At 63.5% G+C, this 22,854-nt stretch carries 21 protein-coding genes; 7 read left to right on the top strand and 14 right to left on the bottom strand.

The annotated features are described in order from the left end of the window. Nucleotides 1–14: 14 nt before the first annotated feature. On the top strand, nt 15–530 hold the full coding sequence (locus C2H86_RS10585) for a dihydrofolate reductase (RefSeq protein WP_159412509.1): 516 nt from the start codon (nt 15–17) through the stop codon (nt 528–530). A gap of 36 nt (nt 531–566) precedes the next feature. On the opposite strand, the gene C2H86_RS10580 is transcribed toward C2H86_RS10585, so the two are convergent. After that, complete coding sequence (locus C2H86_RS10580) at nt 567–1,958, bottom strand: L-cystine transporter (RefSeq protein WP_159412508.1); 1,392 nt, start codon at nt 1,956–1,958, stop codon at nt 567–569. Between the two features lie 242 nt (nt 1,959–2,200). On the opposite strand from C2H86_RS10580, the gene C2H86_RS10575 reads away from it, so the two are divergent. Further along, nucleotides 2,201–3,256: a haloacid dehalogenase-like hydrolase gene (locus tag C2H86_RS10575; RefSeq protein ID WP_159412507.1), complete on the top strand. Its 1,056-nt coding sequence runs from the start codon at nt 2,201–2,203 to the stop codon at nt 3,254–3,256. Between the two features lie 65 nt (nt 3,257–3,321). On the opposite strand, the gene ilvD is transcribed toward C2H86_RS10575, so the two are convergent. Continuing rightward, a complete protein-coding gene (gene ilvD, locus C2H86_RS10570; protein WP_103446120.1) occupies nt 3,322–5,163 on the bottom strand; it encodes a dihydroxy-acid dehydratase in 1,842 nt (613 codons plus the stop codon). Nucleotides 5,164–5,642: 479 nt separating this feature from the next. Between ilvD and C2H86_RS10565 the strand changes: the two genes are divergently transcribed. Continuing rightward, nucleotides 5,643–6,317, top strand: coding sequence for a magnesium transporter (locus C2H86_RS10565; protein ID WP_240349700.1), 675 nt, complete (start codon nt 5,643–5,645; stop codon nt 6,315–6,317). A 40-nt stretch (nt 6,318–6,357) separates the two neighbouring features. On the opposite strand, the gene C2H86_RS10560 is transcribed toward C2H86_RS10565, so the two are convergent. Then, the gene (locus C2H86_RS10560) at nt 6,358–7,554 is read right to left on the bottom strand and encodes a class I SAM-dependent rRNA methyltransferase (protein WP_110632876.1); all 1,197 of its coding nucleotides are present in this window, start codon (nt 7,552–7,554) and stop codon (nt 6,358–6,360) included. Between the two features lie 241 nt (nt 7,555–7,795). On the opposite strand from C2H86_RS10560, the gene C2H86_RS10555 reads away from it, so the two are divergent. Then, nucleotides 7,796–8,614 carry an HDOD domain-containing protein gene (locus C2H86_RS10555; RefSeq protein WP_205524618.1) on the top strand — a complete coding sequence of 273 codons (819 nt, stop codon included), beginning with the start codon at nt 7,796–7,798 and terminating at the stop codon, nt 8,612–8,614. A 3-nt stretch (nt 8,615–8,617) separates the two neighbouring features. Then, a complete protein-coding gene (gene mutM, locus C2H86_RS10550) occupies nt 8,618–9,430 on the top strand; it encodes a bifunctional DNA-formamidopyrimidine glycosylase/DNA-(apurinic or apyrimidinic site) lyase (protein WP_159412505.1) in 813 nt (270 codons plus the stop codon). A 10-nt stretch (nt 9,431–9,440) separates the two neighbouring features. On the opposite strand, the gene C2H86_RS10545 is transcribed toward mutM, so the two are convergent. From C2H86_RS10545 to C2H86_RS10525, 5 genes are all read right to left on the bottom strand, one after another. Then, nucleotides 9,441–9,692 carry a YfhL family 4Fe-4S dicluster ferredoxin gene (locus C2H86_RS10545; protein WP_008095804.1) on the bottom strand — a complete coding sequence of 84 codons (252 nt, stop codon included), beginning with the start codon at nt 9,690–9,692 and terminating at the stop codon, nt 9,441–9,443. A 108-nt stretch (nt 9,693–9,800) separates the two neighbouring features. Then, complete coding sequence (gene coaD / locus C2H86_RS10540; RefSeq protein ID WP_103446111.1) at nt 9,801–10,280, bottom strand: pantetheine-phosphate adenylyltransferase; 480 nt, start codon at nt 10,278–10,280, stop codon at nt 9,801–9,803. Between the two features lie 111 nt (nt 10,281–10,391). Then, complete coding sequence (locus C2H86_RS10535; RefSeq protein WP_159412504.1) at nt 10,392–11,990, bottom strand: GMC family oxidoreductase; 1,599 nt, start codon at nt 11,988–11,990, stop codon at nt 10,392–10,394. A gap of 17 nt (nt 11,991–12,007) precedes the next feature. Beyond that, a complete protein-coding gene (locus C2H86_RS10530) occupies nt 12,008–12,493 on the bottom strand; it encodes a twin-arginine translocation pathway signal protein (protein ID WP_159412503.1) in 486 nt (161 codons plus the stop codon). Next, a complete protein-coding gene (locus tag C2H86_RS10525) occupies nt 12,493–13,923 on the bottom strand; it encodes a coniferyl aldehyde dehydrogenase (RefSeq protein WP_159412502.1) in 1,431 nt (476 codons plus the stop codon). The genes C2H86_RS10530 and C2H86_RS10525 overlap by 1 nt, the downstream gene beginning before the upstream one ends. Nucleotides 13,924–14,074: 151 nt before the next feature. Here C2H86_RS10525 and C2H86_RS10520 point away from each other — a divergent pair, with 151 nt between their 5' ends. Next, nucleotides 14,075–14,740, top strand: a complete 666-nt coding sequence (locus C2H86_RS10520; protein WP_159412501.1) for a TetR/AcrR family transcriptional regulator — start codon at nt 14,075–14,077, stop codon at nt 14,738–14,740. A 34-nt stretch (nt 14,741–14,774) separates the two neighbouring features. Continuing rightward, nucleotides 14,775–15,629 (top strand): sulfurtransferase, encoded by an 855-nt coding sequence (locus C2H86_RS10515; protein ID WP_159412500.1) that lies wholly within the window; start codon nt 14,775–14,777, stop codon nt 15,627–15,629. On the opposite strand, the gene C2H86_RS10510 is transcribed toward C2H86_RS10515, so the two are convergent. The 6 genes from C2H86_RS10510 to C2H86_RS10485 form a co-directional block, all read right to left on the bottom strand. Further along, entirely contained in the window at nt 15,630–16,622 is a 993-nt protein-coding gene (locus C2H86_RS10510) for a hydrolase (RefSeq protein ID WP_159412499.1), read from the bottom strand. A 60-nt stretch (nt 16,623–16,682) separates the two neighbouring features. Next, a complete protein-coding gene (locus C2H86_RS10505) occupies nt 16,683–18,038 on the bottom strand; it encodes a M16 family metallopeptidase (protein WP_159412498.1) in 1,356 nt (451 codons plus the stop codon). Beyond that, entirely contained in the window at nt 18,031–19,332 is a 1,302-nt protein-coding gene (locus tag C2H86_RS10500) for a M16 family metallopeptidase (protein ID WP_159412497.1), read from the bottom strand. The genes C2H86_RS10505 and C2H86_RS10500 overlap by 8 nt, the downstream gene beginning before the upstream one ends. 87 nt (nt 19,333–19,419) lie before the next feature. Beyond that, nucleotides 19,420–20,022 carry a 16S rRNA (guanine(966)-N(2))-methyltransferase RsmD gene (gene rsmD / locus C2H86_RS10495; RefSeq protein WP_159412496.1) on the bottom strand — a complete coding sequence of 201 codons (603 nt, stop codon included), beginning with the start codon at nt 20,020–20,022 and terminating at the stop codon, nt 19,420–19,422. After that, nucleotides 20,022–21,506 (bottom strand): M16 family metallopeptidase, encoded by a 1,485-nt coding sequence (locus tag C2H86_RS10490; RefSeq protein WP_159412495.1) that lies wholly within the window; start codon nt 21,504–21,506, stop codon nt 20,022–20,024. The genes rsmD and C2H86_RS10490 overlap by 1 nt, the downstream gene beginning before the upstream one ends. Continuing rightward, entirely contained in the window at nt 21,499–22,854 is a 1,356-nt protein-coding gene (locus C2H86_RS10485) for a M16 family metallopeptidase (RefSeq protein ID WP_159412494.1), read from the bottom strand. The genes C2H86_RS10490 and C2H86_RS10485 overlap by 8 nt, the downstream gene beginning before the upstream one ends.

Below are 22,854 nucleotides of genomic sequence, written 5' to 3'. Positions count from 1 at the left end.
CTATCCTCGCTGGCATGAATACATCACTCCCCCTCAGCCTGATCGCGGCTCATGCCGAGAACCGCGTGATCGGCATCGACAATTCCATGCCCTGGCACCTGCCGGGGGACTTCAAGTACTTCAAGGCCACAACCCTGGGCAAGCCGATCATCATGGGGCGCAAGACCTGGGATTCGTTGGGCCGGCCGTTGCCGGGGCGGTTGAACATCGTGGTCAGCCGGCAGGCGGGTCTGGAGCTGGCCGGGGCCGAGGTGTTCGCTTCGCTGGAGGCAGCGGTGGCGCGGGCTGAGCAATGGGCGCGTGAGCAGGGCGTTGGCGAGCTGATGCTGATTGGCGGGGCGCAGCTGTATGGGCAGGCGTTGGAGAAGGGGCTGGTGAGCCGGATGTACCTGACGCGGGTGGAAATGGCGCCGGAGGGGGATGCATGGTTCCCGGAGTTCGATGAGGGCCAGTGGAGGTTGGTGTCGAGTGAGGCACAGGTTGAAGAAGGCAAGCCGGCTTACCACTTCGAAGTTTGGGACAAGATCTGAAAATGCGGGGGCTGCAAAGCAGCCCCCGGCAATATGTCAGGTATGACTCAGCTCGGCATGCTCATCACCGGCCAGCACTTCCTTGTCGGTCTCTTTCAGCAGCTGGCTGGTCACCACGCCCGCCGTCATTGACCCATTCACGTTCAACGCCGTGCGGCCCATGTCGATCAGCGGTTCCACCGAAATCAGCAGCGCCACCAGCTCGACCGGCAAGCCCATGGCTGGCAGCACGATCAGCGCAGCGAAGGTCGCACCGCCGCCGACGCCAGCCACACCCGCAGAACTCAGCGTCACGATCGCCACCAGGGTCGCGATCCACAGCGGGTCGAAGGTATCGATGCCCACCGCTGGCGCCACCATCACGGCCAACATGGCTGGATAGAGGCCCGCGCAGCCGTTCTGGCCAATGGTGGTGCCGAACGATGCACTGAAGCTGGCAATCGACTGCGGCACGCCCAGGCGGCGGGTTTGCGCTTCGATGTTCAGCGGGATGCTGGCGGCACTGGAGCGGCTGGTGAAGGCAAAGGTCAGCACTGGCCAGACCTTGCGGAAGAAGCGCAGCGGGCTCACGCCGGTGGCGGCCAGGATGATGCCGTGGATCACGAACATCAGCGCCAGGCCCAGGTACGACACCACCACGAAGCTGCCGAGCTTGAGGATGTCTTCCAGGTTCGAGCTGGCCACCACCTTGGTCATCAGCGCCAGTACGCCGTAAGGGGTGAGCTTCATCACCACGCGTACCAGGCGCATCACCCAGGCCTGCAGGGTATCGATGGCCGACAGGGCGCGCGCGCCCTTCTCGGCGTCGTCCTTGATCAGCTGCAGCGCGGCCAGGCCGACGAATACGGCGAAGATCACCACGCTGATGATCGAGGTCGGCTTGGCCCGGGCCAGGTCGCCAACCGGGTTGCTCGGGATGAACGAAAGCAGCAGCTGCGGGATATTCAGGTCGGCAACCTTGCCTACGTAGTCGCTGTGGATAACCTGCATGCGCGCGCTTTCCTGGGCGCCGGCCACCAGGCCTTCGGCGCTCAGGCCGAACAGGTTGGTCAGGACAATACCGATCAGCGCGGCAATGGCGGTGGTCAGCAGCAGGGTACCAATGCTCAGCACGCTGATGCGGCCCAGCGACGAGGCGTTGTGCAGGCGGGCCACGGCGCTGAGGATCGAGGCAAAGATCAGCGGCATGACGATCATCTGCAGCAGGCCGACGTAGCCGTTGCCGACCAGGTCCAGCCAGCTGATGGTGGCCTTGAGTACCGGGTGGCCGGCGCCGTAAATGGTGTGCAGGGCCAGGCCGAACGCGACGCCCAGCGCCAGGCCCAGCAGGACCTTCTTGGCCAGGCTCCAATCGGTGCGGCCGGTTTGCGCCAGGCCTAGCAGCAGGGCCAGGAACGCCAGCAGGTTGAGGGACAACGGCAGGTTCATTGAAGCTCCAGGAAAAAGCAGAAGAGGCATCGCCTCTGGTGAGCGATTGCGAACGGAAATGCTAACAGCCTGAAAAGAAACGAATTTATACCCAAAAGTAATTTGCTTAGTCGTTTATGGAATAACAGGTTGTCGCGGATAGCAATGCACACGACGTTTACAGTTTTGTGAAGGTCGTTGTGAGGGGTCGGAATCGGCGAATGTTGCACTAGTTTTTCCGGGTCATTTCAGGAGATTCGCACATGAAGTTCGCTCCGAAAGCCCTGGTCCTGGGTTTGTCCCTGCTGTTCAGTGTCGAAAGCTTCGCCACCGAGCTCAAGCACTGGCCCACCGATGCAGCCAAACAGCTCGATGCCATGATTGCCGCCAATGCCCACAAAGGTAACTACGCAGTCTTTGACATGGACAACACCAGTTACCGCTACGACCTCGAAGAAGCGCTGCTGCCGTTCATGGAAAACAAGGGTCTGCTGACCCGCGACAAACTCGACCCGTCGCTCAAGCTGATCCCGTTCAAGGACACGGCCGAGCACAAGGAGAGCCTGTTCAGCTACTACTACCGTCTGTGCGAGATCGACGACATGGTCTGCTACCCGTGGGTGGCGCAGGTGTTTGCCGGCTTCACCCTCAAAGAGCTCAAGGCTCAGGTCGATGAGCTGATGGCCTCGGGCAAGCCGATCCCCAGCACCTACTTCGAAGGCGATCAGGTCAAGGCCATCGAGGTGCAGCCGCCAAAGGTCTTCACTGGCCAGGCCGAGCTGTATAACAAGCTGATGGAGAATGGCATCGAGGTCTATGTGATTTCGGCGGCGTCTGAAGAGCTGGTGAGGATGGTCGCTTCCGATCCTAAGTACGGCTACAACGTCAAACCGCAAAACGTGATTGGCGTCAGCCTGTTGCTCAAGGATCGCGCCAATGGCCAGCTGACCACGGCGCGCAAGCAGATCAGCGCCGGGCAATATGACGCGAAGGCCAACGAAGGGCTGGAACTGACGCCTTACTTGTGGACACCAGCCACCTGGATGGCAGGCAAGCAGGCGGCGATCCTGACCTACATCGATGAATGGAAGAGGCCGGTGCTGGTGGGTGGCGATACGCCAACCAGCGATGGCTACATGCAGTTCCATGGCGTGAATGTAGACAAGGGGGGCATCCACCTGTGGATAAACCGCAAGGCCAAGTACATGGAGCAGTTGAACGGGATGATCGCGAAGAACGCGACGGCGCAGGCGAAGGAAGGGTTGCCGGTGACGGCGGACAAGAACTGGGTGATCGTGACGCCGGAGCAGATTCAGTAGGGCCGGTACAGGCATAAAAAAACCGGCGCTCAGGGCGCCGGTTTCTCTTTCACGCGGTCAGAGCCTCACAGCCCTTCAAGCATCGCCTTGTTACGCACAGCACCTTTGTCGGCACTGGTCGCCAGCAGGGCGTAGGCCTTCAGCGCGGTGGTCACCTTGCGTGGGCGGACTTCAGCTGGTTTCCAGCCTTTCTTGTCCTGCTCGATGCGGCGCTGAGCCAGCTCTTCGTCGCTGACCAGCAGGTTGATCGACCGGTTGGGGATGTCGATCAGCACCTTGTCGCCGTCGCGCACCAGGCCGATGGCACCGCCAGCGGCGGCTTCCGGCGAGGCGTGGCCGATCGACAGGCCCGAGGTACCGCCCGAGAAGCGGCCATCGGTGAGCAGGGCGCAGGCCTTGCCCAGGCCCTTGGACTTCAGGTACGAGGTCGGGTAGAGCATTTCTTGCATGCCCGGGCCACCTTTCGGGCCTTCGTAACGGATGATCACGATGTCGCCGGCCTTCACTTCGTCGGCGAGGATGCCGCGCACGGCGCTGTCCTGGCTCTCGAAGATCTTCGCGGTGCCTTCGAACACGTGGATCGACTCGTCGACGCCAGCGGTTTTCACCACGCAGCCATCCAGGGCGATGTTGCCGTACAGCACAGCCAGGCCGCCTTCTTGCGAGTAGGCGTGCTCGAAGCTGCGGATGCAGCCGTTTTCACGGTCGTCGTCGAGGGTTTCCCAACGGGTCGACTGGCTGAACGCGGTCTGGGTCGGGATGCCGGCCGGGCCTGCCTTGAAGAAGGTGTGCACGGCTTCGTCATCGGTCTGGGTAATGTCCCACTTGGCGATGGCTTCTTCCATGCTGCGGCTGTGCACGGTCGGCAGGTCGGTGTGCAGCAGGCCGCCACGGGCCAGCGAACCGAGGATGCTGAAGATGCCGCCAGCGCGGTGCACGTCTTCCATGTGGTACTTCTGGATGTTCGGCGCCACCTTGCACAGCTGCGGCACCTTGCGCGACAGGCGATCGATGTCGCGCAGGTCGAACTCGACCTCACCTTCCTGGGCTGCAGCCAGCAGGTGCAGGATGGTGTTGGTCGAACCGCCCATGGCGATGTCGAGCATCATGGCGTTCTCGAACGCCTTGAAGTTGGCGATGCTGCGCGGCAGCACAGACTCGTCGTTTTCCTGGTAGTAGCGCTTGCACAGCTCGACGATGGTGCGGCCGGCGGTGAGGAACAGCTGCTCGCGGTCGGCGTGGGTGGCCAGGGTCGAACCGTTGCCCGGCAGGGCCAGGCCCAGGGCTTCGGTCAGGCAGTTCATCGAGTTGGCGGTGAACATGCCGGAGCACGAACCGCAGGTCGGGCAGGCGCTGCGCTCGTACTCGGCGACTTTTTCGTCACTGGCAGTGGAGTCAGCGGCGATGACCATCGCGTCGACCAGGTCCAGGCCGTGGCTGGCCAGCTTGGTCTTGCCGGCTTCCATCGGGCCGCCGGAGACGAAGATCACCGGGATGTTCAGGCGCAGGGCGGCCATCAGCATGCCGGGGGTGATCTTGTCGCAGTTGGAGATGCAGACGATGGCGTCGGCGCAGTGGGCGTTGACCATGTATTCGACGGCGTCGGCGATGATCTCGCGGCTTGGCAGCGAGTACAGCATGCCGTCGTGGCCCATGGCGATGCCATCATCGACCGCGATGGTGTTGAATTCCTTGGCCACGCCACCGGCGCGTTCGATCTCGCGGGCGACCAGTTGGCCCAGGTCCTTCAGGTGCACGTGGCCCGGGACGAACTGGGTGAACGAGTTGGCGATGGCGATGATCGGTTTCTTGAAGTCTTCGTCCTTCATCCCGGTGGCACGCCACAGGGCGCGGGCGCCGGCCATGTTGCGGCCTTGGGTGGAAGTCTTGGAACGATAATCAGGCATGAAACACTCCTGGCGGCTTAATCAGGTCACAAAAAGGGGAGTGAGCTTCTCTTGTCCTTTGTGCCGCAGGCCGGTTGCCACTGGCACGGATGGGGCCGAAGACCGCGCGGGATCGCCGCGTGCTTGGCCAGAGCTCATAAACCCGCCGGGGATGACTGGCGATGAATAGGCCGATTCTACACCGCTGGCGCGGCGAGGGAATGAAGATGTGTCTGGACGGTGGTTTCGGAGGGGATTCCAGCTATTTGTAGGACGCTTCTGAAATGCTGCCAGCGGGGCAGACCTTGCCAACCGTACTGGCTATCATCCGCGGCGCCGCATGTGCGGCTTCACGAGAAATCACTTCAATGGACCTTCCCAGTTTCAGTTCACCCCGAACTTGTAAATTGGCACTGAGCGCGTTGCTGCCAGGGCTTGCTATGGCTTGAATCCCTGGGTTCGAGGCTCGCGGGTGCCTGCGTCGGCGCCTGGAGACTCACATGTATTCTGTCTGCACAAACTGCATCCGTTGTAATCAACCGCTCACGCACGACCAGACCAGCGAAGCGCTGGACAAGCTTCGCCAAGAGGCTACCGAAGACTTCCACAAAGGCGCATCGATCACCAATCACGTCGGTAACCTGCGCAATGCCACGGTCGGCCTGCTGTACCGCAAGCGAGTGCTGTGGCTGGTGCTGCTGGTGTTCGGCAATCTGTTTTCCGGCGCCGGCATCGCCGCCTTTGAAGAAACCATCGCCGCGCATATCGTACTGGTGTTCTTCCTGCCTTTGTTGGTGGACAGCGGGGGCAACGCCGGGGCGCAGTCGGCCACTTTGATGGTGCGGGCGTTGGCGACGGGGGAGGTGGTCATGCGCGACTGGATGCGCATGCTGGTCCGCGAATGTGGGGTGGCACTGGCGCTCGGTGGCACCATGGCGTTGGCGGTCGCATCGCTGGGAGCATTGCGGGGTGGCACGGACGTCGCCGTGATCGTGGCCAGCAGCATGCTGGTGATTGTGTTGATCGGCAGCTTGATCGGCATGAGCCTGCCGTTCCTGTTCACTCGCCTGAAGCTCGACCCGGCGACCGCCAGTGGCCCGCTGGTGACCTCGATCGCCGATGCGGCGGGGGTGCTGGTGTACTTCGGGATCGCCTCGCAGGTGCTGGAGATCTGATGCCAGCCCGGGGCGCATCGCGCCCCCGGGCCGTGCGGGGTCAGCTGTTTGGCAGCAAGCGGCAGGTGATGCTCTTGATGTAGCGGGTTTCGGCGATGGCCGGGTGCACCGGGTGGTCCGGGCCCTGGCCGCCGCGCTCGAGCAGTTGCAGGTTGCGGTCCAGGTGGCGAGCGCTGGTCAGCAGAATGTTGTGCAGGTCGTCCTCGGGCAGGTGCATCGAGCACGAGGCGCTGACCAGGATGCCGTCCTTGCTCAGCATGCGCATGGCCTGTTCATTGAGGCGGCGGTAGGCCGCTTCGCCGTTTTTCAGGTCCTTCTTGCGCTTGATGAAGGCGGGTGGGTCGGCAATGATCACGTCGAAGCGCTCTTCGGCGGCCTTCAGCTCACGCAGGGCCTCGAACACGTCGCCTTCGATGCAGGTCAGTTTCTCGCTGATGCCGTTCAGCGCAGCGTTACGCTCGACACCATCAAGGGCAAAGCCCGAGGCATCCACGCAGAACACTTCGCTGGCGCCGAACGCACCGGCCTGCACGCCCCAGCCACCGATGTAGCTGAACAGGTCGAGCACGCGCTTGCCTTTGACGTAGGGGGCCAGGCGTGCGCGGTTCATGCGGTGGTCGTAGAACCAGCCGGTTTTCTGGCCTTCGCGTACCGGGGCTTCGAACTTGACGCCGTTCTCTTCCAGCGGGACCCAGTCCGGTACTTCACCGTAGACGGTTTCGACATAGCGCTGCAGGCCTTCGGCGTCGCGGGCGGCTGAGTCGTTCTTGAACAGGATGCCGCTGGGCTTGAGCACCTGGATCAGGGCCGCGATCACGTCGTCTTTGTGCGCTTCCATGGTGGCCGAGGCCAGCTGCACCACGAGGATGTCGTAGAAACGGTCGACCACCAGGCCCGGCAGCAGGTCTGAATCGCCGTATACCAGGCGGTAGCACGGCTGGTCGAACAGGCGCTCGCGCAGGGACAGGGCGACGTTCAAGCGGTGCACCAGCAACGACTTGTCCAGTGGCAGCTTGATGTCACGCGACAGCAGGCGGGCGCAGATCAGGTTGTTCGGGCTCAGGGCGACGATGCCCAGCGGCTTGCCATTGGCAGCTTCGAGCACTGCCTGCTGGCCGGCCTGGAAGCCTTGCAGCGGGGTCGCGGAGACGTCGACTTCGTTGCTGTAGACCCACAGGTGGCCGGCGCGCAGGCGGCGGTCGGCATTGGCTTTAAGGCGAAGGCTGGGCAGGGACATGACGTCGCTCCGGGAAAAAAGAGCGGGATTATAGCCTGTTGGCCCTTTGCCTGCTGAATTGCAGGGCCGCGAAGAGCGCGGAACAGACACCAATTGTCTGAATTTTTACCACGTGGCCCACCTTCGGCGATTGGTGTGGTGCCGGACTACGGGGTTAGAATCCTTCGTCCTTCACGAGTGTGCACGCATGTCCCAAGAACTCAGCGCCGAACAGATCCAGCAAGCCTTGCAAGGCATCACCATTCCGCCGCAGCCGCAGATCATGGTCGACCTGCAGTTCGAGCAGTACATGCCTGATCCGGATCTGGAAACCATCGCCAAGCTGATTTCCCAGGACCCTGGCCTCGCGGGTGCCTTGCTCAAGCTGGTCAACTCGCCGCATTTCGGCCTGTCGAACAAGATCGGTTCGATCCAGCGTGCGGTGAACCTGCTGGGCAGCCGTTCGATCATCAATCTGATCAATGCGCAGTCGATCAAGGGCGAGATGAGCGACGAGACCATCGTCACCCTCAACCGCTTCTGGGATACCGCCCAGGACGTGGCCATGACCTGCCTGACCCTGGCCAAGCGTACCGGCATCCAGGCGGCCGACGAGGCTTATACCCTCGGCCTGTTCCACGATTGCGGCGTACCGCTGATGCTCAAGCGCTTCCCCGAGTACATGCAGGTGCTCGAAGACGCCTACGCCAAGGCCGGTGAGGAAACACGCGTGGTCGATACCGAGAACCGCGCCTTCAACACCAACCATTCCGTGGTCGGCTACTTCACGGCCAAGTCCTGGCGCCTGCCGGAGCACATCAGCGCGGCCATCGCCAACCACCACAATGCCCTGGCGGTCTTCCGCGAAGACTCGCCGCGCAATACCCAGAGCCAATTGAAGAACCTGCTGGCCGTGCTGAAGATGGCCGAGCACATCTGCGCCTCGTACCGCGTGCTGGGCAACCAGAACGTCGACCACGAGTGGAATGCGGTCGGCCCGCTGGTGCTGGACTATATCGGCTTGTCGGAGTACGACTTCGAGACCCTGAAACAGAACATTCGCGAGCTGGGCGGGCACTGATTCATGCCGGAATTACCTGAAGTCGAAACCACCCGGCGCGGGATTGCACCCCACCTGGTAGGCCAGCGCGTCAGCCGTGTGGTGGTGAGGGACCGGCGGCTGCGCTGGCCGATCCCCGAAGACCTCGACGTGCGGCTGTCCGGGCAGCGCATCGTCAGCGTCGAGCGCCGGGCCAAATACCTGCTGATCAACGCCGAGGTCGGCACCTTGATCAGCCACCTGGGCATGTCGGGCAACTTGCGCCTGGTGGAGCTGGGCTTGCCAGCGGCCAAGCATGAACATGTCGATATCGAGCTGGAATCGGGGCTGATGCTGCGTTACACCGACCCGCGACGGTTCGGTGCCATGCTCTGGAGCCTCGACCCGCTCAACCACGAACTGTTGCTGCGCCTGGGGCCGGAGCCGCTGACCGACCTGTTCGACGGTGAACGGCTGTTCCAGCTGTCGCGCGGGCGCTCGATGGCGGTCAAGCCCTTCATCATGGACAACGCGGTGGTAGTCGGCGTGGGCAACATCTACGCGACCGAGGCGCTGTTCGCTGCCGGCATCGACCCGCGCCGCGAGGCGGGCGGGGTTTCCCGGGCGCGCTACCTGAAGCTGGCAATCGAGATCAAACGGGTGCTGGCGGCGGCCATCGAGCAGGGCGGCACGACCTTGCGCGATTTCATCGGCGGCGACGGGCAGCCGGGGTACTTCCAGCAGGAATTGTTCGTCTACGGGCGGGGCGGGATGCCGTGCAAGCTGTGCGGCACGGCCTTGCGCGAGGTGAAGCTGGGGCAGCGGGCGAGCGTGTTCTGCCCGCGTTGCCAGCGCTAGCCGTCTGCGCTCAGGCCTTGCCGGTGATCCGGCGGTACTTGGCCATCAGCTCGTCTTCGGTTTCCGGGTGCGCTTCATCCAGTGGGATGCAGTCGACCGGGCAGACCTGCTGGCACTGCGGCTCGTCGTAGTGACCCACGCACTGGGTGCACAGGTTCGGGTCGATCACGTAGATCTCTTCGCCTTGGGAGATGGCCTCGTTCGGGCACTCGGGTTCGCAGACGTCGCAGTTGATGCAATCGTCGGTGATGATCAGGGACATGGGGACTCCGGCCGGGGCGCTGCGCCCGGGCATGTTCAACGCTTTGGGCACAATTGTGCCGCATTCGCGCCCGCAGTGCACGCGGGCGCGATGATCAGGCGCTCAAGGTTACTTCTTGAAGCGTTCGGTCAGCGCCTCGGCCACCACAGGGTGGACGAACTTGCTGATATCTCCGCCCAACGCGGCTATTTCCCGCACCAGCGTCGAAGAAATGAACGAATAGCGCTCCGAAGGCGTGAGGAACAGGCTTTCGACGTCGGGCGCCAGTTGCCGGTTCATGTTCGCCAGCTGGAATTCGTATTCGAAGTCCGACACCGCGCGCAGGCCGCGCAGGAACACGTTCGCGTTCTGCTCCTTGGCGAAGTGTGCCAGCAGCGACGAGAAGCCGATGACTTCGACATTGGGCAGGTGCTTGGTGACCTCACGGGCAAGCTCGACCCGTTGTTCCAGTGGGAACAGGGGGTTTTTCTTCGGGCTGGCCGCCACCGCGATGATCACGTGGTCGAACAGGCGCGAAGCGCGCTCGACCAGGTCGCCATGGCCTTTGGTAATGGGGTCGAAAGTACCCGGGTACAACACTCGGTTCATCGCGTCATCCTGGCTGGAGTGCGTTGGGGAGTCGGATGGTAGCGCAGCGATTGCGCCCGGCCAAGTCATGCGGCCGGCTGATGGCACTATAGACAGGGCGTGTATTTGTTGTCATGCACTCTGTGCCAGGCGGGCAGCCAAGGCCTCGGTCAGCCGGGCACTGATGGCGTACACCGACAACTGCGGGTTGGCGCCGATGCTGGTGGGGAACAGTGAACCGTCGTGGATCGACAGGTTTTCCAGCTGGTGATGGCGGCCCAGGCTGTCGCAGACCGCCTGGCGCGGGTCGTCGCCCATCGCGCAGCCCCCCATGACATGGGCGCTGCCCAGCCGGGTGCGGAACGGCTCCAGGCGCAAGGCGTCGATCATGCGCTGAGCTTCGCCCAGGCTGGCAGCGGCGCCGGCGTCGCTGTGGACCGGCGTGACCTGCTGGGCGCCTGCAGCGAACTGGATTTGCGCCATGCTGTGATAGGCGCGACGCAGGCCGTCGCGCAGGTAGTCGGTGAGCGGGTAATCCAGCACCGGTGAGCCGTCACCGCGCAATTCCACCGCCCCGCCTGTACTTTCGGGGTGAAAACCGTCCCGCAACAAAGCCAGCATCACGTGAGTGTGTGGCAATTCGGCCATGCGCTGGGCATTGTCGCTGCCGTATCCACCGAGCAACGTGCTGGCCAGGGCCGGGTGCAAAGGCGGCACTTCCAGCTTGTAGCCGACCGGCCCATCGACGCCGTCCTGCCACTGGAAGTGGTCGCTGTAGATCGACTGAGGAGCGCCGTAGAACGGGTCGATACGGTCATTGAAGCGTGCCGCACTGAAGTTGACCAGGTGCAGGAAGGTCCGTTTGCCCAGGCGGCCATGCGGGTCGGGAGCCTTGGAGCGCAGTAGCAGGGCCGGGCTGTTGATACCGCCCCCGGCCACGATGTAGTGGCGGGCTCGCACGCTGATCAGCCGGCCGGTGGCGTGTACGCCTTGAGCATCCAGCGCCTGGCACTGCAGCCGGGCGATACGCTCGCCATTGTGTTCGAAGCGTTCGGCGCGGGCGAGGTAGAGCAGTTCACCGCCATTTTCGAGGGTCGCCGGAATACGCGTGACCAGCATCGATTGCTTGGCATTCACCGGGCAGCCCATGCCGCAATAGCCGAGGTTCCAGCAACCGCGGACGTTGCGCGGGATCACCGCCCAGCGATAGCCAAGCTGTTCACAGCCGCGTCGCAGTACCTCGTTGTTGGCGTTCGCCGGCATCGCCCAGGGCGTGATGCCCAGGTCGTGCTCGATACGCTCGAACCAGGGCTGCATGTCTTTCTCTCCCAGGCCCGTGACGCCATGCGCTGCGGCCCAGTGCGCTAATGTCTGCGGTGGCGTGCGAAAGCTCGAGGTCCAGTTGATCAGCGTGGTCCCGCCGACGGCGCGGCCTTGCAGGATGGTAATGGCGCCATCCTTGCTCATCCGCCCCAGGCCTTCCTGGTACAGGCTGGCGTAGGCCTCGTTCTCCAGCAGATGGAAGTCGCTGCTGGTCTTCAACGGGCCTTCTTCGATCAGCAACACCTTGTAACCTGCTGCGCTGAGCATCTGCGCACTGGTGGCACCGCCGGCTCCGCTGCCGATCACGGCAATATCGGCCTCCAGCGTCAGGTCCTGCTCCAGGCGTGAGCCGTCATGGCTGATCCAGCCGCGATCGAGGCCTTGGCGAAACGGGTCGGTTACTGGCATTGAAGATGCTCTTGTTGTCAGATCTTGGGTGGGCCGGGGTAGCCGCACGCGGCCCAGGCTTCCGGGCGCTCGTACCAGGCCATTTGCAGCAGCTGCAGCAGCGAGGCATGGCCCATGCGCAGCAGGTTCAGCGAGCTGTCCTGCCAGCGCTGCAGAAAGGCCGTTACCTGCGCGCTGCTGGCTTGCTCCCAGGCCCCCCAGATCCCGGTCAAAGGGCCACGGGTCAGCGGCAGGTTGAGCACATCGAACAATTGCCGGGTGAGCTTGAGCATTTCCGGCGACAGCGCTGCCAGTTTGTGGTCGAGGCTGTGCAGCACCAGTTCGTCGTTGGCCGAGGTGCCGGCGAGCACCACCGGAATCAGCGCAAGCAGGGCCGGCAGGTCATCGTCACGCAGCACCAGGTAGCCGGCTGCGGGCGTTTGCGCGCTGCAGCCGACCAGGCTGGCGGTGCTCAGGAAAAGGCTGGCGCCCAGGCTGAAGCGCAGCAGGTCACGACGTTGCATCAGCGGATGAACAGCTTGTAGATCAGGCGTTGCAAGGCCTTGCCGTAGGGCGGGTAGATCAGCCGCGCGGCATTCAAGCGCTGCTTGGCCAGCACCGCCTTGGCCTTGCTGAAGGTCAGGAAACCTTCATGGCCATGGTAATGGCCCATGCCAGAAGGGCCGATACCGCCGAATGGCAAATCGTCCTGGGCCACGTGCAGCAGGGTGTCGTTCAAGCACACGCCGCCAGAATGGCTGTGCTGCAGCACGTGCTGCTGCTCGCTGCGGTCGTAGCCGAAGTAGTACAGCGCCAGGGGGCGAGGGCGTTGATTGATGTAGTCCAGGGCCTCGTCGAGGTGGTCGTAAGGCACCAGCGGCAGCAACGGACCGAAGATCTCGTCCTGCATCACCTGCATGCTGTCGTTGACCCTGGTCAGCAGGTGCGGCGGCAGGCGTCGGCCCTGGCGTGTCTCGTCCGGGTACAGGTCGAGCACCTGGGCGCCCTTGCCACGGGCGTCGTCCAGCAGGTGCTGCAGGCGCTGCAACTGCCGTGGGTTGATGATGGCGCTGTAGTCAGGGTTGTCGGCGATGCGTGGGTACATGCGCTGCACGACCTTGCGATAGGCATCGGTGAAGTCGTTCAGGCGCTCGCGCGGCACCAGCACATAGTCGGGTGCGACGCAGGTCTGGCCGGCGTTGAGGGTCTTGCCAAAGGCGATGCGTTCGGCGGCCGTGTCCAGTGGCACGCTGGCCGAGACGATGGCGGGCGATTTTCCGCCAAGCTCCAGGGTTACCGGGGTCAGGTTTTGCGCGGCTGCCAGCATGACCTGGCGGCCGATGCTGGTGGCGCCGGTGAACAGCAGGTGGTCGAAGGGCAGGCGCGCGAACGCCTGGCCGACTTCGACTTCACCCAGCACCACGCTGACCAGGTCCTCGGGAAACACCCGTTGCAGCAAGGTTTTCAGTGCCTGCGCGCTGGCCGGGGTGGACTCGCTGAGCTTGAGCATGACCCGGTTGCCAGCCGCCAGGGCACCGGTCAGGGGGCCGATGGCGAGGAACAGCGGGTAGTTCCACGGCACGATGATGCCCACCACGCCCAGCGGCTGGTACAGCACGTGAGCGCTGGCTGGCTGGAAGGCCAGGCCCACAGCGCGCCGGACCGGACGCATCCAGCGCTGCAGGTGGCGTTCGGCATGGCGAATGCCTTGCACCGATGGCAGTAGTTCGGCCAGCAGGGTCTCGTCGGCGCTGCGCCCTCCGAAGTCAGCATCGATAGCCGCGATCAGCTGCTGTTGGTCTGCAAGCAGCGCTTCACGCAGGCTTTTCAGCCACTGCCGCCGCTGTGCCGCCGGCGGCATGGCGTTGCCGGCAAAGGCTTGGCGCTGAGCGGCGAACGTCGCTTCAAGGTCGGTGTCGGAATGCACAGGAGGCAAAGCGATGGGCGAGGTCACGGCGGTCTCTCGTCTGGGCTTGAAGTCCCTAGAGCCTATACTCTAATTCGTACCATGGTGCGACTTTTTCCGCTGGCGTAAACGGTGCATCAGCGGTGTGATTCACCGTAAGATGACCCATTATCGAAAGCCCGCAGACTGGGAGCTGAGCATGGCCCCGCGCATGAAAACCCGAGAGCGCATCGTGCAGAACAGCCTGGAGCTGTTCAACCAGCAGGGCGAACGCAGCGTCAGTACCAATCACATTGCCGCGCACATGGAAATCTCGCCCGGCAACCTGTATTACCACTTCCCCAACAAGCAGGCGATCATCGCCCTGCTGTTCAGCCAGTACGAAGAGCTGGTGGACAGCTTCCTGCGCCCGCCGCAGGGCCGCGTGGCCACGGTCGAGGACAAACGCTTCTACCTCAAGGCGCTGCTCGCGGCCATGTGGAACTACCGCTTCCTGCACCGTGACCTGGAACACCTGCTGGAAAGCGACCCCGAACTGGCCGCCCGCTACCGGCGCTTTTCCGAACGCTGCCTGCGCCAGGGCCAGGCGATCTACCGTGGCTTCGTCGATGCCGGGATCCTGACCATGGAGCCTGCGCAGATCGAGTCGCTGACCATCAATGCCTGGATCGTGCTGACCTCGTGGGTTCGTTTTCTCAGCACCACGCGCGAACATTCCGCGCATCTGGGTGAAGAAGCCTTCAAGCGCGGCGTCTATCAGGTGCTGGTGCTGGAGCTGGGTTTCGTCACCAGTAACGCCCGCAGCGCCGTGGACGCCCTGTGCCAGGAATTCCACGTTCCGTTCAATCAGGCCTTGGAACAGTAACCAGGGCCTTCGAGCCATCGATCAGGAGATTGTCATGCCCCTTGCGCAATTGATCACCCCGCAACAGCTGGCCGAGCGTCTGGACTCGCCCAAGCTGGTGATCCTTGATTGTCGTTTTGCCTTGGAGGATGTGGATTACGGCCAACGCAGTTATGCCGAGGGGCATATCGCCGGGGCGCATTTTGCCGACCTGGAGCGTGACCTGAGCGGTCCGGTCAGCAAGGGCCGCACCGGCCGCCACCCGTTGCCGGACCCGCACCGGCTGGTCGAGCGCTTGCGCGAGTGGGGCCTGGACGACGACAGCGAAGTGGTGCTGTACGACGATGGCCCTGGCGCCTTTGCCGCCCGAGCCTGGTGGTTGCTGGTCTGGCTGGGCAAGCGCAGTGGCGTGGCTATCCTCGACGGTGGCCTCAAGGCCTGGCATGCGGCGCACCTGCCGCTGAGCCTGGATGCGCCGGCCAAACGCGAGGGGACGTTCAATGGCGAGGCGGACGCCAAGCTGCTGATTGATGCCGAACACCTGGCCAAGCGCCTGGGCAGCCCTGACCTGACCCTGATCGATGCCCGTGCGATGCCGCGCTTCCGCGGTGAAGTCGAGCCGATCGACCCTGTGGCAGGGCATATTCCGGGCGCCCAGTGCGCGGCCTTCAATGAGAACCTCGGTGCCGATGGGCGATTCCTGGCACCGGAACAGCTCAAGCAGCGCTTTGCCGAGAAGTTGGCCGGACGTGCCCCGGAACAATTGGTGGCCTATTGCGGGTCAGGGGTGACGGCTTGCCATAACCTGTTTGCCCTGGCGCTGGCGGGGTATCCGTTGGGCAAGCTGTACGCGGGGTCGTGGAGCGAATGGATCAATGATCCCAAGCACGGCGTGGCGACTGGCGAATAATCACTGACCGTCGACCAGCCACTGCGGAATCCGCCGCTCCAGGTAATAGCCCGGGTTCCGCAGGCTGCCGTCGACGAACCCCACATGCCCACCCCGCTCATGCAGCTCGAACTGTGTCTGCGGTGCCAGTTCACTGGCCGTGGGCAGGCTGTGGCCGAACACGAACGGGTCATCGGTGGCATGGATGATCAGTGTCGGCGTGCGGTTTTCCCCCAGATAGAACCGGCTCGATGAGCGGCGATAATAATCGTGGGCATCGCTGAAACCGTTGAGCGGCGCGGTGACCCTGCCGTCGAAGTCCCAGAAGGTCTTCAACCTGTCCAAGGGCCCTAGCCGGTCGAGCGCGGCCAGCCCCTCGTGATGCCCGCGGTCGCGGAAGTGCCGTTGCTTCAACTGCACGTAGGCCATCATCTCGCGCATGAAATGCGCCTGATACACCTTGGAAAAGCCTTGGCCGATGCGGTCGGCACACTGATCCAGGCGAAACGGCACCGATACCGCCACGGCCGACTCCAACTGGCTGGCGGTGCCACTTTCCCCCAGGTACTTGAGCAGCACATTGCCGCCCAGCGAGTAGCCGACGGCATGCAACGGTGCCAAGGGGCGCTGGGCACGCAGGTGGGTGACCACCTCGGCGAGGTCTTCGCTGGCGCCGGAATGGTAGCTGCGTGGTAACAGGTTGGGTTCACCCGAACAGCCACGCCAGTTGACCGCCACGCTTGCCCAGCCGCGTGCCTGTAGCGACTGCTGCAAGCCTTTGACATAGGGTGAACGGGACGATCCGGTCAAACCGTGCAGCACCAGCACCAGTGGCGCATCCGCGTTATGTGGCCCATGCCAGTCGAGGTCGAGAAAATCGCCATCGGCCAGCCACAGGCGTTCGCGGCTTCGTTCCAGCTCAGGCAACTTGCGCCACAGTGGGCCCCACAGGGTTTGCAGGTGGGGGTTGGACAGGCCGATGGCCGGGCGGAATGTGGCGGTGAGACTGGGCATGCTGGGCGACTCGTGATGTGCCTGCGTAGAGTGCCATGAAACGCCGCCACTGTACCTGCGCTATTGGTGGGGGGCTGGCAGAGGTTGCTGCTCGACGCTTGGGCCGACACTGACATGTACGCTGTAGTTTAGGTCGAGATGGCGCTGCATGGCGGCGCGGACATCTGCCGGAGTCAATCTGTTGATGCGCTCGAGGTAGGTGTTGAGATGATCGTCGGGTTGACCTTGATGGGTCAGCTCCGAAAGCAATCCCGCCAGGTGCTTGTTCTGGGCGACACCACGCAGCAATTGCCCCTCCAGTTGTTTGCGTGCCACTTGCAGCTCGGCCTGGGTTGGCCCTTGTTCGATAAAATCGCGCAGCAAGGTCACCACCAGATCCTGAGAGCCCTGCACATGCGCCGGTGCGACTTCCCATTCGACGGTGAACAGCCCGCCTGCCCGTAATGGCGCCATGCGGGTCTGCACGCCGTAAGTGAGGCCGCGGCGTTGTCGCAGCTCCACCATCAAGCGCGATTCGAGCCCTTCTCCCAGTACATTGCTGGCCAGCACCAGGGCCGGGAACTCCGGATCATTGGCGGGTACGTTCAAGGGGAGTGCCAGCAGGGCAGCACTGCTCGCGCCAGGCTGTTCGACTTTGAGCGTCGCGCCGGTGGCGGCTGGGACCGTTGGCAGATCTGCTGCGGACCAGCCCCGTGGCAGAGCCAGGCTGATCTGGCGTGAGAGTGCTTGAGCCTCAGTGAGGGAAAGGTCTCCGACCACGACCATCTCCAGATTGCTGGCGGAATAGGCTCTTTGGTGGAATGTGCGCAAATCGTCCTGAGTAACCGCCGTTACACCCTGTTCGGTGCTGCCCAGTGGGCGGCCATAAGGATGGCCACTGAACAAATGGCGGAAGGCTTCGCTGCGCGCCCTTAGTACGGGATGTCGATCACGTAAAGCGCTGTTCTGCAACAACTGCTCTTTGACCTTCTCCAGAGCAGAGGAGAGGAATGCAGGGTGTGCCACGAGGTCGGTGAATAGCGCCAGGGCTGGCTCTAGCACGGCCGGGCTACTCAGGCTACGCAGGCTCAGCGTCGCATGCTCCAGACGTATCTGCTTTTCGAAGATTGCGCCCAGGCGTTCGAGATGCTCGGCTTGCTGGGTGGCCGTGTACTGCTGGCTACCTTCATCGAGCATGTACAGCGTCAGTGCTGCCAGGCCGGGGGGCGCAGTGTCCTGGACCGTACCGGCCCTGAACCTCAGTATCACATCGACGATAGGCAATCCGCGGGCTTCGACGAATTTCACGTTTGTGCCTGCTTCTGTCGTCCAGGCCTGCACCTGAGTGAGGATGGACTCGAACTGATCCAGGTCGAGTCCTTGGGCTGAGACCAGGCCGCCGTAGATGCTGTTTTGGGTTGCTGTCGAATCATGCATGAGTGGTCTCCTTGTCGTGCATGAACGTAATGGCAGCGCGGGAGTCGGTCAGAAACTCAAGGGCTGCCAGGCCGACCTGCTCGGCTGTCACGGCTTCGATGGCCTGTCGCTCATCGTCCAGTGCTACCGGGTCCAGGCCGCAGGCGGCCTGTTTGCCGATCGTGTGGGCTTGCTTGTCGATGGCGTCCCTTTCGAACAGCTCCCTTGCCAGTAGGCGAGCCTTGGCACGTTGAAGGTCTTCCATGGAAGGTGCCGACTGACGAAACGCTTCGATCTCCAGCATCAGCCTTTCGGCTGCGTTCTCCGGCGTTACCTGCTGGCTGCAAAGTGCGTAGAGAACCAGCAGGCTGTCACCGCGCTGCCAGGGTTCGTAGGATGAGCGCAGGCCCCGCAAAATCGGGTCATCCAGAACCAGTCGCCGCTGCAGGATGCTGCTGTACCCGTCAGCCAGCAGATCGGGCAGTAGGCGCAATGCGTAGGCTTGCTCGGCAGCCTGGGCGGTACACTGGCTGGGAAGGTTGAAACTGAGAATGGTGCCGGTATAAAAGCCTGGCAGACGCAGTGTCTGATGGCGTCGAGCTTGTGCTGGCGGGGCGGAAGTGGTCTGGCGTGCCGGCAGGCGATTGGCGGGAATCGTTGCAAAGTGCCGGGTTACCAAGGTTTGCAGCTGTAGCAGGGTGATGTCGCCGGCGACTGCCAGCGTGGCATTGTTTGGGTGGTACCAGCTCTGGTACCAGGTTCGGGCAGCCGCCGGGGTCAGGTGTTCAAGGTCAGCCTTGAGACCAACGATTGGCGTGCCATAGCCGCCAGTGCCGTAGGCCAGTGAATGGTGATGCTCCAGTGCCAGAGACCAGGGGGCGTTGTCGACTTGCTCTCGGCGTTCGGCCATGACCACGTCCAGTTCGCGAGCGAAAGGTCCATCACTGATCGTTGCGCTGGCCATGACGTCGGCCATGGCCTCCAGAGCAATTTCAAGCCGACTGCCTGGCAGCGTCAGCGGGAAGACCGTGGCGTCGGTGAAGGTGTGGGCATTCGGGTCGCCGCCGAGGCGGGTCATGACGGCTGAATACTGGCCACTTGTCAGTTTACTGCTGCCTTCGAACAGCAGATGTTCCAAGGCATGGGAGAGACCGCTATGGCCTGCTGGCTCATAGCTCGAACCAACGTGATACCAGAGCTGCGCACTGACCAGCGGTGCACGATGGTCTTCGCGCAGGTAGATACGCAGGCCGTTGGCAAGGGTGAATGATTGTACGGTGCTGCCCTGGGTGGGCTGAGAAGGGTGTTCGATCATGGTTGAAGTGCTCCTGCGAGAACGTGGGAGCATCTTCAACCATGGCGACAGCGGGTTTGCGGTAACTAAATACGGTTTAAAGCGTAATCAGCCCCGATGCCACAGCGCATAGTGCACCTGGCCAGTCTTCTTCTCGCGATGCAGGCGCCAGTTGCCGGGCATCGGCAGCGTCGATGGGGCCGCCTCGCTTTCGGTGTAGATCCACGCCTGTTCGCGCAGCCACTGGTTCTGTTCCAGCAGGTTACAGGTGTTGGCCAGCAGGTCCTGGTGGAACGGCGGGTCGAGGAACACCACGTCGAACTGCTGCTTGGGCGGGTTCTGCAGGTAGCGCAAGGCGTCGGTCTGCAGGATCTGCCCGCGTGGGCAGCGCAGGATTTCGAGGTTGTTCTTCAGGTTGCTGATAGCCGCCGGGTTGCTGTCCAGCGCCACGGCATTCTCGGCGCCGCGGGACAGCGCCTCGAGCACCAGCGCGCCACTGCCGGTGAAGGCATCCAGTACCTGGGCACCTTCGATGTAGGGTGCCAACCAGTTGAACACGGTTTCGCGCACGCGGTCGGGCGTTGGGCGCAGGCCTTCGCCTTCCGGTACCGCCAGGCGGCGGCTGCGCCATTCGCCGGCGATGATGCGCAGGTGACCCTGGCCCTTGCTTTGGCCCTGCTGCGGGCGGGCGGGAGGGGTGGATCTAGGCATTAGTGCTCCGGTACGCCGAGCGGCTGCTCGGACGGTTTGTCAGTGGGGGCAGGCAGTGGCTGCTGTGGCACTTTCGGGCCAACGGTGACGATCACCAGTTTATCGGCTGCCAGGTGCTTGTTCATCGCCGTCTTGACCTGCTCGACGGTCAACGCCTGTGACTGCTGCATGAAGTCTTCCAGCCAGGTCAGTGGCAGGTTGTAGAAACCGATCGCGCCCAATTGGCCGACAATGCTGGCATTGCTGGCGTTGGACAGCGGGAAGCTGCCGGCCAGTTCGCGTTTGGCATCGTCCAGCTCCTGCTGGGTCGGGCCGCCCTTGAGGTAATCGGCGAGGATGTCCTGGACCAGCTTGAGCGTGCCTTCACTGAGTTCGGCACGGGTCTGCAGGTTGATCATGAACGGGCCGCGCACCTGCATCGGGCTGAATACCGAGTACACACCGTAGGTCAGGCCGCGTTTTTCGCGGACTTCGCTCATCAGGCGGGTGCCGAAGGCGCCGCCGCCGAGGATCTGGTTGCCCAGCGACAGTGCCGGCCAGTCCGGGTCCTGGCGGTCGATACCGAGTTCGGCGAGCATCAGATGAGTCTGCTTGCTCGGGAAGTCGATATGAGTGACGCCAGCCTTGGGTTCTACCGGCTGGGCCGGTTTGGCCAGTGCCGGGCCTTTGGGCAGGGCAGCGGATACTTGCGCCGCGACGGCCTCGGCTTCCTCGCGGCTGAGGTCGCCGACCAGGGCGATCACTGCGTTGCCAGCGGCATAGGCCTTGGCGTGGAAGGCGCGAAGCTGCTCGAGGGTGATGCCTGGCACGCTCTCGACGCTGCCATCGCTTGGCTGGGCGTAAGGGTGGTCGCCGTAGAGCTTGCTGAACAGGGCTTTGCCGGCGATCTTGCCAGGGTTCTGCTTCTCATACTCGAAACCGGCAAGCAGCTGGTTCTTGATGCGTTTAAGTGCATCTTCCGGGAAGGTCGGCTTGCCGGTCACTTCAGCGAACAGCTTGAGGGCCGGCTCACGCTTGTCCTTGGCGCTCAGGCTGCGCAGCGACGCCACGGCCATGTCGCGGTAGGAACCGTTGCCAAAGTCGGCACCCAGGCCTTCGAAGCCTTCGGCGATGGCGGTCACGTCCTTGCCGGCCACACCCTCGTTGAGCATGGCGTTGGTCAGGGTGGCCAGGCCCGGGGTGTTGCCGTCCTGGCTGCTGCCGGCAGCAAAGGTCACGCGCAGGTCGAACATCGGCAGCTCGCGGGCCTCGACGAACAATACCCGGGCGCCTTCGGCGGTGGTCCAGTTCTGGATGTTCAGCTGGCGTCGGCTGGGCGCCTTGCCATCCAGCTCGGCCAGCGATTGCAGGGTATTGGCCGGGCGCGCGGCGCTGCTATCGGCTTCGGAATGGGCCGGCCGGGCAAGCACGGCGGCCACGGCCACCACCAGCGCGATGATGCCCGTGCCGATCAGGGTGTAGCGTGGTGCGCTGCGATCACTCATGAGCGGACTCCTCGGGCAGTACATGGGCAACGCTCAGGCGTTCGCGGGTGAAGTAGGTGCGTGCTGCGTTTTGCACGTCTTCCGGGGTGACACGCTTGAGTTCGTCCAGCTCGCTGTCGATCAGCTTCCAGGACAGGCCGACGGTTTCCAGCTGGCCGATGGTAGTGGCCTGGCTGCTGATGGAGTCGCGGTCGTAGACCAGGCCAGCGATGACCTGGGCACGCACGCGCTCCAGCTCTTCGGCGCTCGGCGGGGTGGTCTTGAGCTCGTCGAGCAATTGCCAGACGCCTTTTTCGACGTCGACCAGGGTTTTCTGCTTCTGCACGTTCGGCGTGGCCGAGATCAGGAACAGGCTGTCGCCGCGGGTGAAGGCGTTGTAGCTGGACGAGGCGCCGGCCACCAGCTCCTGGCCACGTTCCAGGCGTGCCGGCATGCGCGCGCTGTAGCCGCCATCGAGCAGCGCCGAGATCAGCCGCAGGGCGTGCACGGTGCGTGGGTCCTTGGCGGTGGCCAGGCCCGGTACGTTGAAGCCGTAGATCAGGCTCGGCAACTGGGTGCGCACGTGCAGGGTCAGCTGGCGCTGGCCTGGCTCGGCCAGTTCCAGCGGCAGTTTGGCGGGTGGCACGGTGCGCTTGGGAATGCTGCCAAAGTATTTCTGTGCCAGGCCTTTGACTTCATCGGCGGTGACATCGCCGACCACCACCAGGGTGGCGTTGTTCGGTGCGTACCAGGACTCGTACCAGTGGCGCAGCTCCTCGACCTTCATGCGCTCGAGGTCGGCCATCCAGCCGATGGTCGGGGTGTGGTAACCGCTGGCCGGGAAGGCCATGGCGCGGAACAGCTCGAAGGCCTTGGAGCTTGGCTGGTCATCGGTACGCAGGCGGCGCTCCTCCTTGATCACCTCGATTTCGCGGGCGAACTCGTCGGCCGGCAGGCGCAGGCTGGCCAGGCGGTCGGCCTCCAGCTCCAGGGCCACCGGCAGGCGGTCGCGGGCCAGCACCTGGTAATAAGCGGTGTAGTCATCGCTGGTGAAGGCGTTTTCTTCCGCACCGAGGTCACGCAGGATGCGCGAGGCCTCGCCAGGGCCGATCTTGGCACTGCCCTTGAACATCATGTGCTCCAGGGCATGGGACAAGCCGGTCTGGCCCGGGGTCTCGTAGCTGGAACCGACCTTGTACCAGATCTGCGAGACGACCACCGGGGCACGGTGGTCTTCGCGCACGACCACCTTGAGGCCGTTGTCGAGGATGAATTCGTGGGTCGGTTGCACGTCGGCGGCAAAGGCCGCAAGCGGCAGGCAGAGCGTGCTGAGCAACAGGCCAGCGGCGCGGCGGGCTAGAGCATTCAT

The sequence above is a fragment of the Pseudomonas putida genome (genome assembly GCF_009883635.2).
GTDB lineage: Bacteria > Pseudomonadota > Gammaproteobacteria > Pseudomonadales > Pseudomonadaceae > Aquipseudomonas > Aquipseudomonas putida_W.
The sequence above is the reverse complement of the archived record's forward strand: the minus strand, read 5'-3'. Positions and strand labels throughout refer to the sequence as shown.